The 13,677-nt window shown below is 70.4% G+C and carries 15 protein-coding genes; 9 read left to right on the forward strand and 6 right to left on the reverse strand.

Annotated features, from left to right (window positions below; all coding sequences use genetic code 11):
- Positions 1-24: 24 nt before the first annotated feature.
- A complete protein-coding gene (locus ACZ4UV_RS35905; RefSeq protein WP_467843691.1) occupies positions 25-1,692 on the forward strand; it encodes an outer membrane protein assembly factor BamB family protein in 1,668 nt (555 codons plus the stop codon).
- A gap of 203 nt (positions 1,693-1,895) precedes the next feature.
- Positions 1,896-2,588, forward strand: coding sequence for a helix-turn-helix transcriptional regulator (locus ACZ4UV_RS35910; protein ID WP_351488141.1), 693 nt, complete (start codon positions 1,896-1,898; stop codon positions 2,586-2,588).
- A gap of 85 nt (positions 2,589-2,673) precedes the next feature.
- On the opposite strand, the gene ACZ4UV_RS35915 is transcribed toward ACZ4UV_RS35910, so the two are convergent.
- A complete protein-coding gene (locus ACZ4UV_RS35915; RefSeq protein WP_451022503.1) occupies positions 2,674-2,997 on the reverse strand; it encodes a hypothetical protein in 324 nt (107 codons plus the stop codon).
- 27 nt (positions 2,998-3,024) lie between these two features.
- Positions 3,025-4,749 (reverse strand): sodium:solute symporter family protein, encoded by a 1,725-nt coding sequence (locus ACZ4UV_RS35920; protein WP_451022504.1) that lies wholly within the window; start codon positions 4,747-4,749, stop codon positions 3,025-3,027.
- A 125-nt stretch (positions 4,750-4,874) separates the two neighbouring features.
- On the opposite strand from ACZ4UV_RS35920, the gene galT reads away from it, so the two are divergent.
- The 3 genes from galT to galK are packed head-to-tail and all read left to right on the forward strand — an operon-like array spanning position 4,875 to position 8,059.
- Positions 4,875-5,933, forward strand: coding sequence for a galactose-1-phosphate uridylyltransferase (gene galT / locus ACZ4UV_RS35925; RefSeq protein ID WP_451022505.1), 1,059 nt, complete (start codon positions 4,875-4,877; stop codon positions 5,931-5,933).
- On the forward strand, positions 5,933-6,901 hold the full coding sequence (gene galE / locus ACZ4UV_RS35930) for a UDP-glucose 4-epimerase GalE (RefSeq protein ID WP_351488134.1): 969 nt from the start codon (positions 5,933-5,935) through the stop codon (positions 6,899-6,901). Before galT ends, galE begins: the two co-directional genes overlap by 1 nt.
- Entirely contained in the window at positions 6,902-8,059 is a 1,158-nt protein-coding gene (galK, locus tag ACZ4UV_RS35935; protein WP_467843697.1) for a galactokinase, read from the forward strand. It abuts the gene before it with no gap.
- 3 nt (positions 8,060-8,062) lie between these two features.
- On the opposite strand, the gene ACZ4UV_RS35940 is transcribed toward galK, so the two are convergent.
- A complete protein-coding gene (locus ACZ4UV_RS35940) occupies positions 8,063-8,521 on the reverse strand; it encodes a GNAT family N-acetyltransferase (RefSeq protein WP_451022508.1) in 459 nt (152 codons plus the stop codon).
- 261 nt (positions 8,522-8,782) lie between these two features.
- On the opposite strand from ACZ4UV_RS35940, the gene ACZ4UV_RS35945 reads away from it, so the two are divergent.
- Positions 8,783-9,556, forward strand: a complete 774-nt coding sequence (locus tag ACZ4UV_RS35945; RefSeq protein WP_388922806.1) for a LuxR C-terminal-related transcriptional regulator — start codon at positions 8,783-8,785, stop codon at positions 9,554-9,556.
- A 134-nt stretch (positions 9,557-9,690) separates the two neighbouring features.
- Here the strand turns inward: ACZ4UV_RS35945 and ACZ4UV_RS35950 are convergent, their stop codons facing one another.
- Positions 9,691-10,188 carry a MarR family winged helix-turn-helix transcriptional regulator gene (locus ACZ4UV_RS35950; protein ID WP_351957293.1) on the reverse strand — a complete coding sequence of 166 codons (498 nt, stop codon included), beginning with the start codon at positions 10,186-10,188 and terminating at the stop codon, positions 9,691-9,693.
- Between the two features lie 89 nt (positions 10,189-10,277).
- Between ACZ4UV_RS35950 and ACZ4UV_RS35955 the strand changes: the two genes are divergently transcribed.
- From ACZ4UV_RS35955 to ACZ4UV_RS35965, 3 genes are all read left to right on the forward strand, one after another.
- A complete protein-coding gene (locus ACZ4UV_RS35955; protein ID WP_451021655.1) occupies positions 10,278-11,093 on the forward strand; it encodes a trans-aconitate 2-methyltransferase in 816 nt (271 codons plus the stop codon).
- Positions 11,093-11,455 (forward strand): VOC family protein, encoded by a 363-nt coding sequence (locus ACZ4UV_RS35960; RefSeq protein ID WP_351488121.1) that lies wholly within the window; start codon positions 11,093-11,095, stop codon positions 11,453-11,455. Before ACZ4UV_RS35955 ends, ACZ4UV_RS35960 begins: the two co-directional genes overlap by 1 nt.
- A 79-nt stretch (positions 11,456-11,534) precedes the next feature.
- Positions 11,535-11,708, forward strand: a complete 174-nt coding sequence (locus ACZ4UV_RS35965) for a CsbD family protein (RefSeq protein ID WP_451021656.1) — start codon at positions 11,535-11,537, stop codon at positions 11,706-11,708.
- A gap of 27 nt (positions 11,709-11,735) precedes the next feature.
- Here ACZ4UV_RS35965 and ACZ4UV_RS35970 read toward each other — a convergent pair whose 3' ends face one another.
- Together ACZ4UV_RS35970 and ACZ4UV_RS35975 are read right to left on the reverse strand one after the other, a co-directional pair.
- A complete protein-coding gene (locus ACZ4UV_RS35970) occupies positions 11,736-12,410 on the reverse strand; it encodes a TetR/AcrR family transcriptional regulator (RefSeq protein WP_351488117.1) in 675 nt (224 codons plus the stop codon).
- Entirely contained in the window at positions 12,407-13,417 is a 1,011-nt protein-coding gene (locus ACZ4UV_RS35975; RefSeq protein WP_451021657.1) for an acyl-CoA desaturase, read from the reverse strand. Before ACZ4UV_RS35975 ends, ACZ4UV_RS35970 begins: the two co-directional genes overlap by 4 nt.
- Positions 13,418-13,677: the final 260 nt, after the last annotated feature.

Consider the following 13,677-nt stretch of genomic DNA (forward strand, 5'->3'; position numbering starts at 1 on the left):
CGCCGTCCCCGAGGTACTTCCGCCATGACCCAGCCGCCCCCGTCCAACCAGCCTCCCAACCCGTACGGCCCGCAACCCGGCTACGGCTACCCGCAACAGCCCCCGCAGCCCGGTCACGGCTACCCCCAGCAACCCTCGGCCCCGAACCCGTACGCCCAGCAGCCCGGCTACGGCTACCCGAACCAGCCGCCCCAGCCCGGCTACGGCCACCCGGGCGGCCGACCGGGCGGCCCCGGCCCCGCTCCGGGCCCCGGCCGCAACAACGCCGCGCTGCTCATCGTCGTCGCCGCGGTCGTCGCCATCGCGCTGATCGTCGGCGGCGGCATCTGGTACGCCAAGTCCTCCGGCGGAGACGCCAGGAAGGACGACACGGCGAACTCCAGCGGCGGCGCCGGCGGCCAGGACGCGGACGGTGGCAAGAACGGCAAGGGGACCGAGAAGGTGCCCGCGGACACCACCTCCAAGGTCCTCTTCCAGGTCCCGCTGCCCACGGCGAAGGACACCACCGTCACCGCCGGTTCCTGGCTCACCGACAAGGTGTACGCGAAGACCGGCATCGCCCAGATCACCGGTTACGACCCCGACTCGGGCGCCAGGTCGTGGACGGTCCCGCTGCCCGGTCCGGTCTGCCGCGCCACCGGGCACGTCAGCGCCGACGGCCGGACCGCGGTCGTCTTCCAGCCGAAGATGCCGGCGAAGGGCTCCACGGCCGGCTGCACCCAGGTCGCCGCGATCGACCTGAACACCGGCAGGAAGCTGTGGACCCGGACGGTCAAGTCCGGTGATGTCCCGGTCACCTTCGACAACGTGACGGTCGCCCAGCAGACCGTAGCGGTCGGCGGCTCCAGCGGTGGCGCCGCCTTCGACCTCGCTTCCGGCACGGTCCGCTGGCAGCCGAAGGCGGCCGACAGCTGCCACGACGCCGGCTACGGCGGCGGCGCCAAGCTGGTCGCGGTCCGCAGGTGCGGCAGCGGCGACGCCGGCCAGCTGCGCATCCAGACCCTCGACCCGGTCACCGGCAAGGTGCTCTCGGAGTACAAGATGACCTCGGGCATCGACTACGCGAGCGTCGTGTCGACCGACCCGCTGGTGGTGGCCGCCGACGTCAACGACAGCGCGGGCGACGGCAGCGGCTTCTCGGACGTCTTCTCCATCGACGACAGGACCGGCGCGCTGCGCACCCGTATCTCCACGCCGGGCAGCTCCTACGCGGCCCGCTGCGACGGCATCTACGACCTGGAGAAGTGCACGGGAGCGGTGGTCGGCAACGACAGGCTGTACCTGGCGACCGAACAGCACGACGGCGACGGGGACTACACGAAGACCAACGAGATCGTCGCCTTCGACCTGGGCACCGGCAAGCAGACCGGCCAGCGAGCCGACGCCGGGAACAACTACACGATCACGCCCCTGCGCATGGACGGCCCCGATGTGATCGCCTACAAGAACGCGCCGTACGACAAGGGCGCTCAGGTCGTCAGCATCGACGGCGGTTCGTTCAAGGAGACCAAGCTCCTGGAGAACCCGGTGACCACGGCGGTCAAGGCCGTGGAGACCACCATGTCGCCCGACTACGCCGAAGTCCGCTACTCCCAGGGGCACCTCTACCTGTCCGCCGCGTACGCCCACGCCGCCGCCTCGTCGTCGTCGGCCAAGGAGTACCTGGTGACCGCCTTCGGTGCGGGTGGCTGATACGCGCTCTCCACCCGCGAATGCGAGAAAACCCAGAGATTCCTCCGATCCGGGGCACTTCTCATCAGTAGGGGCAGCGCAACGTCGAACAAGCGTGTAGCTTCCGGGGGCATGAAGGACGGGGTGCCGGGGGGCCCTCTGTCCATGCGGACCAGTGGGCATCCATAGTGGGGCATCCATTGGGGGGACTGGGGGGTTGCTCTATGGGAGTGCGGCTCATGGTGGTCGACGACCACCGGTTGCTCGCGGAGGCGCTGGCCTCGGCGCTGAAACTGCGCGGCCACCGGGTGCTCGCGGCGGCGGCACCCGCGGCGGGCGCGGCCGAGCTGGTGATCACACGGGCACCCGAGGTGTGCCTGCTCGGTACGGCGACACCGGCCGAGCCGGGGATCTTCGACCCGGTGGTGAAGATCAAGCGGGAGCGGCCGCAGGTCGCCGTCCTGGTCCTGGGCCCGGTGCCGTCCCCGCGGGGCATCGCGGCGGCCTTCGCGGCCGGCGCCTCCGGGTACGTACGGCACGACGAGCGGATAGAGGGCGTCGAGCGGGCGATCATGAAGGCCCGGGCCGGGGAGGCCGCCGTGGCACCCGCCCTGCTCCAGGGCGCCTTCGGCGAACTCCTCAACCCGGCCGCCCAGCCCGACGACGAGGGCCAGCGCCTCCTCCAGATGCTCACCCCGAGGGAGGTGGAGGTCCTGGTCCGCGTCGCCGACGGCGAGGACACCCGCCTCATCGCCGCCGGCATGGGCATCGCCCCCAGCACGGCCCGCACCCATGTCCAGCGGGTCCTGATGAAACTGGGGGTGGGGTCGCGCCTGGAAGCGGCCGCGCTGGCAGCACGTACCGGCCTGCTGGATCGGGCGGGACCTCTGAACGGCGGCACAGAAGCGCCCCTTTAGGGGCCCTGGGGGTACCCCCGGCCGAAGGCTGGGGGAGGAACTGCGCGACCAGCCCCCACGCACGCGCGGCCAAAGCACAACCGAGTCAGTCATCGGCCTCTTCCGCCGGAGGCGCTGGCGGGGTAGGCCGAAGCCACAGCCACACCAGGAAGAACACCCCCAGCAACAGCATCCCGATCCCGGTCCACAGGTTGATGTTGATTCCCTGTGCCTTGTCGATCTCGGCCTGCGAGTCCGTGATCCCGGTGATCGTGACGATGATCCCGTACAGCACGAACAACCCGCCGATGATCCGCCGCAGGTCGAAGATCCGCGCGGCGGTCGCGGACCGCCCCTCCAGCTCGGTGACCTCGCGCTGGACGTCCTGCTCGGAGTAGTGGAACCCGGAGTGCCCGGAGTCGTCGGTCATGGTCTCTCCATCCTCCCGCGACCGGGACTAGAACGAGAACGGGATGTAGCAGGCGGCGGCCAGGATCACCGCGCCCCAGCCCAGCAGCGCCGGCCGCCGGTACCAGGCCTCGTCGCCGGGTGCGGGCGCCTCGGTCATGCCGGGGGAGGTCGTGCCGTAGACGAGCCCGGCCAGCTCCGCCTCCGGCTTGGGCGCGGTGAACAGGGACACGATCACCATCACCACCGCGCCGGCGACGAACCCGGCGATCGCGGAGACGAAGTTGGCGCCCTGGTCGGAGGGGATGCCGATGATGTCCTTCTTGTAGAGGACGAAGTAGTTGATCATCGCGGTCACGGTGCCCGCGAGCAGCCCCCAGAAGCCGGATTTCGCCGAGGCCCGCTTCCAGAACATGCCGACGATGAAGACGACGAACATCGGCACGTTGAAGAAGGAGAACAGCGTCTGGAGGTAGCTCATGATGTTCGAGAACGACGACGCCAGGAACGCCGTACCGATCGACGCGCACACGCCGATCGCCGTGATGAGCCGTCCGAAGCGCACGTAGTAGCCGTCCTCCCGGCCTCTCACCACGTACTTCGCCCAGATGTCGTTGGTGAACACGGTGTTGAAGGACGACACGTTGGCCGCCATGCCGGCCATGAAGGCGGCCAGCAGCCCGGTGACCGCGATGCCGAGGACACCGTTCGGCAGCAGCTGTGACATCAGGTAGGGGATGGCGTCGTTGTACTGGAGGCCGGACTTCGCGGTTCCGAAGTTCGGCACGAGCGCGGCGGCCACCAGGCCCGGGATCATCACCAGGAAGACGATGAAGATCTTCGGGTACGCGGCGATCAGCGGGGTGCGCTGGGCGGCGGAGAGGTTCTTCGCCGACAGGGCCCGCTGCACCTCGGCGAAGTTCGTCGTCCAGTAGCCGAAGGAGAGCACGAAGCCGAGGCCGAGGACGATGGTCAGCCAGTTCGCGCCGAGCGGGTTGACGGAGCCGATGCCGGTGCCGCCCCAGGCGGTGGTGAAGTTGCGGCCGTGGGTGGCGGTGAGCTTGTCGACCAGGCCGTCCCAGCCGCCGACCTTCTTCAGGCCGAGCACGGACAGCGGGATGAGGGCGGCCAGGATCACGAAGAACTGCAGCACCTCGTTGTAGATGGCCGAGGAGAGCCCGCCGAGGGTGATGTACGCCAGCACGAACGCGCCGGCCACCACGATCGCCACCCACTGCGGCCAGCCCAGCAGCGCCTCCACGACGATCGCCAGGGCGTAGAGGTTCACACCGGCGATCAGAATGGCCGCGAAGGCGAACAGGATCGAACTGAGCAGGTGTGCGGCTCTGTCGAAGCGGAGCAACAGCATCTCGGGGACCGAGCGGACCTTGCTGCCGTAGTAGAAGGGCATCATCACCAGGCCCAGGAAGACCATGGCCGGAATGGCGCCGATCCAGTACCAGTGCACGGTGTAGGCGCCGTACTGCGCGCTGTTGGCGGCCATGCCGAGGATCTCGGTGGCGGCCAGGTTCGCCGAGATGAAGGCGAGACCGGTGATCCAGGCGGGCAGCGACCGTCCGGAGAGGAAGAAGTCGAGGCTGGTCCTCACCGAGCGGCGGGCCGCGAAGCCGATGCCCAGGACGACGGCGAAGTAGATCGCCAGGATCGTGTAGTCCAGGCCGTTGGTCGGGAGCCGCAGTCCCGCCGCGAGGTCCGTGGTGAGGTCTGTCGCGAGGTATGTGGGGGATACGGGGGCATCTGTGGGGTTCTGCACCCAGTAATTCAACACTTTCGTTGTCTCACCTTGATTGATTGCGATGTTGACTGGGGTGGTGAGTTGTGTTTTGGTGTGTTCGGTTCTGTTTGATGGTTGGCTGGCTCGATCAACGGGAGTCCGCAGTGAAGAAGACCTCGACCCGGCTGGCCGACGGTCGCGAACTCATCTACTACGACCTGCGCGACGACACCGTGCGGGACGCGGTGGACCGCCGCCCGCTGGAGCGGACGCACACCACCTCCGAGGTCCGCCGGGACGCGCTGCTCGGCGACCAGGTCGCGATCGCCTCGCACCGGCAGGGCCGCACCTACCACCCGCCGGCCGACCAGTGCCCGCTGTGCCCGACCAAGGGCGACCGGCTGAGCGAGATCCCGGACTCGTCGTACGACGTCGTGGTCTTCGAGAACCGTTTCCCCTCGCTGGCCGGCGACTCCGGCCGCTGCGAGGTGGTCTGCTTCACCTCGGACCACGACGCCTCCTTCGCGAGCCTCACCGAGGAGCAGGCACGGCTTGTCCTCGACGCGTGGACCGACCGGACCTCGGAACTGTCGCATCTCCCCTCCGTCGAGCAGGTGTTCTGCTTCGAGAACCGCGGCGAGGAGATCGGCGTGACGCTCGGTCACCCGCACGGGCAGATCTACGCCTACCCCTTCACCACCCCGCGCACCGCCCTGATGCTGCGTTCCCTCGCGGCCCACAAGGAGGCCACCGGCGGGGAGAACCTCTTCGACGCCGTGCTCACGCGTGAACTCGCCGACGAACGGGTCGTCCTTGAGGGTGAACACTGGGTCGCCTTCGTGCCGTACGCCGCACACTGGCCCTACGAGGTCCACCTGTACCCGAAGCGCCGCGTCCCCGACCTGCTCGGCCTTGACGAGGCGGCACGCTCAGAGTTCCCCCAGGTTTATCTGGAACTCTTGAGGCGCTTCGACCGTATCTTCGGTGAGGGTGAGCCTCCCACGCCCTACATCGCCGCCTGGCACCAGGCGCCGTTCGGGACGCTGGAGGAGTTCGACGGTGTCACGCGCGACGACTTCGCGCTGCACCTGGAGCTTTTCACCATCCGCCGAACGTCCGGCAAGCTGAAGTTCCTCGCGGGTTCCGAGTCGGGCATGAGCGTGTTCATCAACGACGTGCCGCCGGAGCGCGCGGCCGAGCGACTGCGAGAGGTAGCGAGTTGATGAAGTACCTGGTGACGGGCGGGGCGGGATACGTCGGCAGCGTGGTCGCCCAGCACCTGCTGGAGGCGGGCCACGAGGTCACCGTCCTGGACAACCTGTCCACGGGCTTCCGCGAGGGCGTCCCGGCGGGCGCCGCCTTCGTCGAGGGCGACATCCGCGACGCCGCCAAGTGGCTGGACCCGTCCTACGACGCGGTGCTGCACTTCGCCGCGTTCTCCCAGGTCGGCGAGTCGGTCGTGAAGCCCGAGAAGTACTGGGACAACAACGTCGGCGGCACCATGGCGCTGCTCTCCGCGATGCGCGAGGCCGGCGTCCGCAAGCTCGTCTTCTCCTCCACGGCGGCCACCTACGGCGAGCCCGTCCACACCCCGATCACCGAGACCGACCCGACCGCCCCCACCTCCCCCTACGGCGCCACCAAGCTCGCCGTGGACCACATGATCACCGGGGAGGCGGCCGCCCACGGCCTGGGCGCGGTCTCCCTGCGCTACTTCAACGTGGCCGGGGCGTACGGCGCGCAGGGCGAGCGGCACAACCCCGAGTCGCACCTGATCCCGCTGGTTCTCCAGGTCGCCCAGGGCAGGCGCGAGGCCATCTCGGTCTTCGGTGACGACTACCCGACGCCCGACGGTACCTGCATCCGCGACTACATCCACGTTGCCGACCTCGCCGACGCCCACCTGCTGGCCCTGACGGCCGCGCGGCCCGGCGAGCACCTGATCTGCAACCTCGGCAACGGCGAGGGCTTCTCGGTCCGCCAGGTCATCGAGACCGTCCGCCAGGTCACCGGCCACCCGATCCCCGAGGTCGTGGCCCCGCGCCGGGGCGGCGACCCGGCCGTCCTGGTCGCCTCGGCGGCCACCGCCCGCGAGAAGCTGGGCTGGAACCCGACCCGCGCGGACCTCGCGGGGATCGTCGCGGACGCCTGGGAGTTCGCGCAGCGCACCAGCACACCAAGGGAGCAGTAAGTGGGGGCAGCACAGCAGGTCAGAGACGCCTTCGAGGAGCTGTACGGCTCGGCTCCCGACGGCGTCTGGGCGGCGCCCGGCCGGGTCAACCTGATCGGCGAGCACACCGACTACAACGACGGCTTCGTGATGCCGTTCGCGCTGCCGCACGCGTCGACGGCGGCCGTCGCCCGCCGCACCGACGGCGTGCTGCGGCTGCACTCCTCGGACGTCGAGGGCGGGGTCGTCGAGCTCTCCCTGGACGCCCTGGATCCCGGCACCGACCAGGAGTGGACGGCGTACCCGGCGGGCGTGGTCTGGGCGCTGCGCGCGGCCGGTCACCCGGTCACCGGCGCCGACGTGCACCTCGCCTCCACCGTCCCGACCGGCGCGGGCCTGTCCTCCTCCGCGGCCCTGGAGGTGGTGATCGCCCTCGCGCTCAACGACCTCTACGAACTGGGCCTGCAGCGCTGGCAGCTGGCCCGCCTGTGCCAGCGCGCGGAGAACGTCTACGTCGGGGCGCCGACCGGCATCATGGACCAGACGGCGTCCGCCTGCTGCGAGCAGGGCCACGCCCTGTTCCTGGACACCCGCGACCTCTCGCAGCGGCAGATCCCCTTCGACCTCGCGGCCGAGGGCATGCGCCTGCTGGTCGTCGACACCCAGGTCAAGCACGCCCACAGTGGCGGCGAGTACGGCAAGCGCCGGGCCGGCTGCGAGAAGGGCGCGGCCCTGCTGGGCGTGGACGCGCTGCGGGACATCGCCTACGACGACCTCGACGCGTCGCTCGAACGCCTCGGCGACGAGGCGGAGGTACGGCGCCTGGTCCGGCACGTCGTCACCGAGGACCACCGCGTCGAGCGCGTCGTGGCCCTCCTCGAAGCGGGCGACACCCGTGCCATCGGCCCGGTCCTCACCGAGGGCCACGCCTCGCTGCGCGACGACTTCCAGGTCTCCTGCCCCGAGCTGGACCTGGTCGTGGAGGCGGCGAACGCGGCTGGCGCGCTGGGTGCCCGGATGACCGGCGGCGGCTTCGGCGGCTCGGCGATCGTCCTCGCCGAGGCGGCGGACGTCGACACGATCGCCAAGGCGGTCGAGGAGGCCTTCGCGGCGGCCGGCTTCAAGGCCCCGCGGGTCTTCGAGGCGGTGCCGTCGGCGGGCGCCCGCCGGGAGGGCTGAGGCTCAGCCCAGCCGCTTCGTCAGCGTGTACTCCGTGATCCCCGGCGGGTAGTCGGGGATCACGCACACCACGTCGTACCCCTGCTTCCGGTAGAACTCCGGGGCCTGGAAGTCCCAGGTCTCCAGGCGTACGGCGGTGCAGCCGCGGTCCTCGCGGGCGATGCGCTCGGCCTCCGCGAGCAGCCCGCCGCCGAGGCCCGTGCCGCGGTGGCGGGCGTCCACCCAGAGGTAGGTGACGTGCAGCCAGGACGTCCAGGTGTGTCCGACCAGCCCGCCCGCAAGGCCGCCCGAGCGCTCGTCCATCGCCCAGACGTGCAGCGGCACTTGGCGTTCACCGGGAGTACCGCGCAGGGCCGCGAGGACGGGGGACGCCGCGGTGTTGGTGTCCCGCAGCCGCGCGTGGAGCAGTTCGCGTCGTTCCTTGTCGACTTCCGCCTCAATACGAAACATGCGGCACACCATAAACGCGTCGGCCGGGCAGTTCTGCAAATTGCCTTCCGCTCACGGCGACCGGTCGTACTCTGATGAGCAGTGCCGGTGGGGGCCGGCGCTGATCAGGGGGCGAGACAAGTCGGATACGACGCCCGCGGTGGGGGTAGCAGTTCAGGCACGGCGGCGGCCGTGCGGTTCAGCCCTCCCGCGGGTGTCGTGTCCGCACGGTTCGTCGTTCTCCGGACCTTGGGGTATCCCCGGCTCGTGAAGAGCACTGGGGAAGGGGGTTTCGTGGTTCGCATCCGAGTCCTGGTCGTCGACGACCACCGCATCTTCGCCGAGTCGCTGGCCGCCGCACTGGCCGCCGAGCCCGACGTCGACGTCTCCGCGGCCGGCAGCGGTCCGGCCGCGCTGCGCTGCCTGGAGCGCGCGGTCGCCGAGGGCCGCCGCTACGACGTGCTGCTCGTCGACGCCGACCTGGGCGGTCAACTGCCGGGCGGCCGGGCGGCCGTGCCGGTGCAGGAGGCCAACGCGGAGGGGCTGGTCGACGGCATATCGCTGGTCGCCGGTGTCCGCTCGGCCCATCCGGCCGTCCGGGTCGTCGTCCTCGCCGAGAAGGACGACCCGCGGCGCGCGGCCCTGGCCCTGCAGGCCGGCGCCTGCGGCTGGGTCGCCAAGGACTGCTCGCTGTCCCGGCTGCTGAACGTCATCCGGGGCGTGCTGCGCGACGAGACGCATCTGCCGCCCGCCCTGCTCACGGGCGTCCTGCGGGAGCTGACGGCGGCCCGCAAGCACCGCACCGAGAGCGAGCGCCTGGTGGAGTCCCTCACGCCGAGGGAGCGCGAAGTGCTCCGGTGCATGGTGGCGGGCCTGGGGCGCAAGGCCGTCGCCGAGCGCCTCTTCCTGTCCCCGCACACCGTCCGCACCCACATGCAGAACGTCCTCGGCAAGCTGGGCGTCCACTCCACGCTGGCCGCGGTGGCGCTGGCGCGCAGGGCTGGGGTGGGGCCGGTGGACCTAGGGCCCAGCGGACGGATCGTCCCTGAGGAGAGCAGCAGCGCCTGACCGGCGCCAAGCGGGCAGCGCCCCGAAGGGGCGTTGGGGTACCCCCGGCCGAAGGCTGGGGGAGGAACTGCGCGACCAGCCACGACGACGCCGCAGACGACAGACGGCATATCGCGGCACTGTCAGCGGAGCGCCTAGCCGGGGATGTTGTCGAACGGCGCCGTCAACTGGCGTAGCAGCCCGGCGAGTTCGGACCGCTGGGTGGGGGAGAGCTCGCCGAGGATCGCCCGCTCCTGGTCGAGGAGGCCCGCCAGGGCCTGGTCCGCGCGGTCCTGGCCCTCGGTGGTCAGCCGGACCAGCACGCCACGCCGGTCGCTCGGGTCCGGCAGCCGCTCGACCAGGCCCTTCTTGGCCAGCCGGTCGATGCGGTTGGTCATCGTCCCCGAGGTGACCAGGGTCTGGGTCAGCAGCTGCCCGGGGGAGAGCTGGTACGGCGTGCCCGCGCGCCTGAGCGCGGTCAGCACGTCGAACTCCCAGGGCTCCAGGCTGTGCTCGGCGAAGGCCAGCCGACGTGCCCGGTCCAGGTGCCGCGCCAGTCGGCTCACCCGGCTGAGCACCTCGAGCGGTTCCACGTCGAGGTCCGGGCGCTCCCGGCGCCACGCAGCGACCAGCCGATCGACCTCGTCCTCCATGGCGATCAGTGTAGTGGTTCTGTCGACATGAAGTCTCTTGATATCGAGTCTCTTGACATCGAGATATCTCTACGGGGAAGGTGGAGGACATGACGACTCCTGCCTGGGACCCCGCCCAGTACCTCCGTCACTCCGGCCACCGCGCCCGCGCCTTCACCGACCTCCTCGCCCACGTCCCCGCCCTCCCCGGCGACCCCCCGGCCATCGCCGACCTCGGCTGCGGCCCCGGCAACGTCACCGCCGTCCTCGCCGACCGCTGGCCCACCGCGCACATCACCGGTTACGACAACTCGGCCGCGATGCTCGACAGGGCCGAGGTCGACCACGCCGGACCCACCCCCGGCGGCGGCCGCCTCGACTTCGCCCACGCCGACCTGCGCACCTGGGCGCCCGAACGGCCGTACGACCTGATCGTGTCCAACGCGGCGCTCCAGTGGGTCCCCGGCCACCTCGGCCGCTTCGCCGACTGGCTCGACGCGCTCGCTCCCGGCGGCACCTTCGCCTTCCAGGTGCCGAACAACATCGACGCACCCCTGCACGCCCTGATGCGCGAGCTCGCCGCCACACCCCGCTGGAAGGTCCGGCTCGCCGACGTGCTGCGCCACGAGGACTCCGTCCACCCGCCGGCCGCCTACCTCGACCGGCTCGCCCGCCTCGGCTGCGCCACCGACGTCTGGGAGACCACCTACCTCCACGTCCTGGCGGGCGAGGACCCCGTCCTGGACTGGGTCAAGGGCACCGGGCTGCGCCCCGCCCTCACCGCCCTCGGCGACGACCCCGAGGCCCGGGACGCCTTCGTCGCCGAGTACCGCGAGTTGCTGCGGGAGGCCTATCCGAGCGCCCCCTACGGCACGGTCCTGCCCTTCCGCCGCCTGTTCGCCGTCGCCCGCAAGGAGGACGCCTGATGCTCACCGCCCTCGACCACGTCCAGCTCGCCGTACCGCCGGGCTCGGAGGATCTGCTGCGCGCCTACTACGTCGATCTCCTCGGCATGACCGAGATCCCCAAGCCGCCCGTGCTCGCGGCGCGCGGCGGCTGCTGGTTCCGGGCCGGGACCGTGCACCTGCACCTGGGAGTGGAGGCGGCCTTCCGCCCCGCTCTGCAGGCCCATCCGGGACTGCGGGTCACGGACATCGAGGCCTGTGCCGAACGGCTCGAAGCCGGCGGCGCCCCCGTCACCTGGGACGACGACCTCCCCGGACACCGCCGCTTCTACTCCCAGGACCCCGTCGGCAACCGCCTGGAGTTCCTGGAACCGGTGCGCTGAGCCACCGTTTGCCGCGGCCCGCTCCTGGTTACCCGGAGCAATGACCCCACGTACCTATCCGCTTCAGGAGGGATCGACGGTGTCAGGACATCAGAAGGCCAAGGGCAAGAAGGAACAGATCAAGGGCAAGGTCAAGGAGGTCGGCGGGCGCGCGACGCGTGACGCGCCCATGGAGGCCGAAGGACGCCTGGAGCAGTCGAAGGGCGACGCCCGCCAGGCCAAGGAGAAGATGAAGGACATCTTCAAGCACTGAGTGAACGCTGAGGCCTGAGCACAGGGCTCAGGCCTTGCGGTGCCCTATCAGCCGTGGCTTCTGCTCCAGGCCGTCCAGGCCGTGCCAGGCCAGGTTCACCAGGTGGGCGGCGACCTCCGCCTTCTTCGGGCGGCGCACGTCCAGCCACCACTGGCCGGTCAGCGCGACCATGCCCACCAGCGCCTGCGCGTACAGCGGGGCCAGCTTGGGGTCGAAGCCGCGGCTCTTGAACTCGCGGCCCAGGATGTCCTCCACCTGGGTCGCGATGTCCGAGATGAGAGAGGCGAAGGAACCCGTCGACTGCGGGATGGGGGAGTCCCGGACCAGGATCCGGAACCCGTCCGTGTACTCCTCGATGTAGTCGAGCAGCGCGAACGCGGCCTGCTCGCACAGCTCCCGCGGATGGCCGGCCGTGAGGGAGCCGGTCACCATGTCCAGCAGGCGCCGCATCTCCCGGTCGACCACCACCGCGTACAGCCCCTCCTTGCCGCCGAAGTGCTCGTACACCACCGGCTTGGAGACCCCGGCCTTCGCGGCGATCTCCTCCACCGACGTGCCCTCGAAGCCCTTCGCCGCGAAGAGGGTGCGACCGATCTCCAACAGCTGCTGGCGGCGCTCCGCACCGGTCATACGGGTACGACGCGCCCGCCGCTGCTTCTCGGGACTGGGGGTGCTGGAGTCGGTCGCCACGGCGTCAATCATGCCGCCTTCGCGGCCTCCGCCCCCTGCGGGGAGCCGCCTTCTCCGGTGTTACGGCGCGAATCGATACGTGAGCGTGACGGCCAGCGCACGTCGTAGGCCCAGCCCAGCTGCTCGCACCAGCGGATGATCCGCGCCGACGAGTCGATCTGGCCGCGCTCCACCCCGTGCCGCGCGGAGGTCGGGTCGGCGTGGTGCAGGTTGTGCCAGGACTCGCCGCAGGACAGGACCGCCAGCCACCACACGTTGCCCGACCGGTCCCGCGATTTGAACGGCCGCTTGCCCACCGCGTGGCAGATCGAGTTGATCGACCACGTCACATGGTGGAGCAGCGCCACCCGGACGAGTGATCCCCAGAAGAACGCGGTGAACGCGCCCCACCAGGACATCGTCACCAGCCCGCCGATCAGCGGCGGCAGCGCGAGGGAGACCACCGTCCAGTAGATGAACTGGCGGGAGATCGTCCGGATGGCAGGGTCCTTGACCAGATCCGGCGCGTACTTGTCCTGCGGGGTCCGCTCCTCGTCGAACATCCAGGCGATGTGCGCCCACCACAGGCCCTTGATCAGCGCCGGCACGGTCTCGCCGTACCGCCACGGCGAATGCGGGTCGCCCTCCGCGTCGGAGAACTTGTGGTGCTTGCGGTGGTCGGCCACCCAGCGCACCAGCGGCCCCTCCACCGCCATCGACCCCGCGACGGCCAGCGCGATCCTGAGCGGCCGCTTCGCCTTGAAGGAACCGTGGGTGAAGTAACGGTGGTAACCGATCGTCACGCCGTGACAGCCCAGGTAGTAGAAGAACACCATCAGGCCCAGGTCGAGCCAGCTCGCGCCCCATCCCCACGCCAGCGGCACCGCCGCCAGCAGCGCGAGGAACGGCACGACGATGAACAGCAGCAGGGTGATCTGCTCCAGCGAACCCTTCCGCTCACCGCCCAGGGTGGCGGACTGGAGCGCGGTGTCGGCCGCCTTCCGGGGGTCTTCGATCACATCGGAACTAGACGAGGTCATGCGCGTCCCCTGTGGGGTCGAGGGTTGAGAGATGCGCCGATCCGCGGCGACCGAACGGGACGAAAAGGAGCTTCCCTACGGTTCCGTAACCTACGGCGACGTAAGTATGGCAGCGGGGCGTCTCACGGCAAGAGCCCCAGAACCTGCGCGTCCTCATGGACACCTATCCTTGGAGTCGGTCGGACAGCGCGGTCCGTTCTGTTTCCTTCCCTGATGTCCGGCCGCTATGCGGACAGGCCCCGCCTGCTGCCCGGCCGCCT

This window comes from Streptomyces sp. NPDC028289 (assembly GCF_055565975.1).

Coding starts and splice junctions, on each gene's coding strand:
- ACZ4UV_RS35905 (WP_467843691.1), top strand. CDS start 25: ATGACCCAGCCGCCCCCGTCCAACCAGCCTCCCAACCCGTACGGCCCG.
- ACZ4UV_RS35910 (WP_351488141.1), top strand. CDS start 1,896: ATGGGAGTGCGGCTCATGGTGGTCGACGACCACCGGTTGCTCGCGGAG.
- ACZ4UV_RS35915 (WP_451022503.1), bottom strand. CDS start 2,997: ATGACCGACGACTCCGGGCACTCCGGGTTCCACTACTCCGAGCAGGAC.
- galE (WP_351488134.1), top strand. CDS start 5,933: ATGAAGTACCTGGTGACGGGCGGGGCGGGATACGTCGGCAGCGTGGTC.
- ACZ4UV_RS35940 (WP_451022508.1), bottom strand. CDS start 8,521: ATGGTGTGCCGCATGTTTCGTATTGAGGCGGAAGTCGACAAGGAACGA.
- ACZ4UV_RS35950 (WP_351957293.1), bottom strand. CDS start 10,188: ATGGAGGACGAGGTCGATCGGCTGGTCGCTGCGTGGCGCCGGGAGCGC.
- ACZ4UV_RS35955 (WP_451021655.1), top strand. CDS start 10,278: ATGACGACTCCTGCCTGGGACCCCGCCCAGTACCTCCGTCACTCCGGC.
- ACZ4UV_RS35960 (WP_351488121.1), top strand. CDS start 11,093: ATGCTCACCGCCCTCGACCACGTCCAGCTCGCCGTACCGCCGGGCTCG.
- ACZ4UV_RS35970 (WP_351488117.1), bottom strand. CDS start 12,410: ATGATTGACGCCGTGGCGACCGACTCCAGCACCCCCAGTCCCGAGAAG.
- ACZ4UV_RS35975 (WP_451021657.1), bottom strand. CDS start 13,417: ATGACCTCGTCTAGTTCCGATGTGATCGAAGACCCCCGGAAGGCGGCC.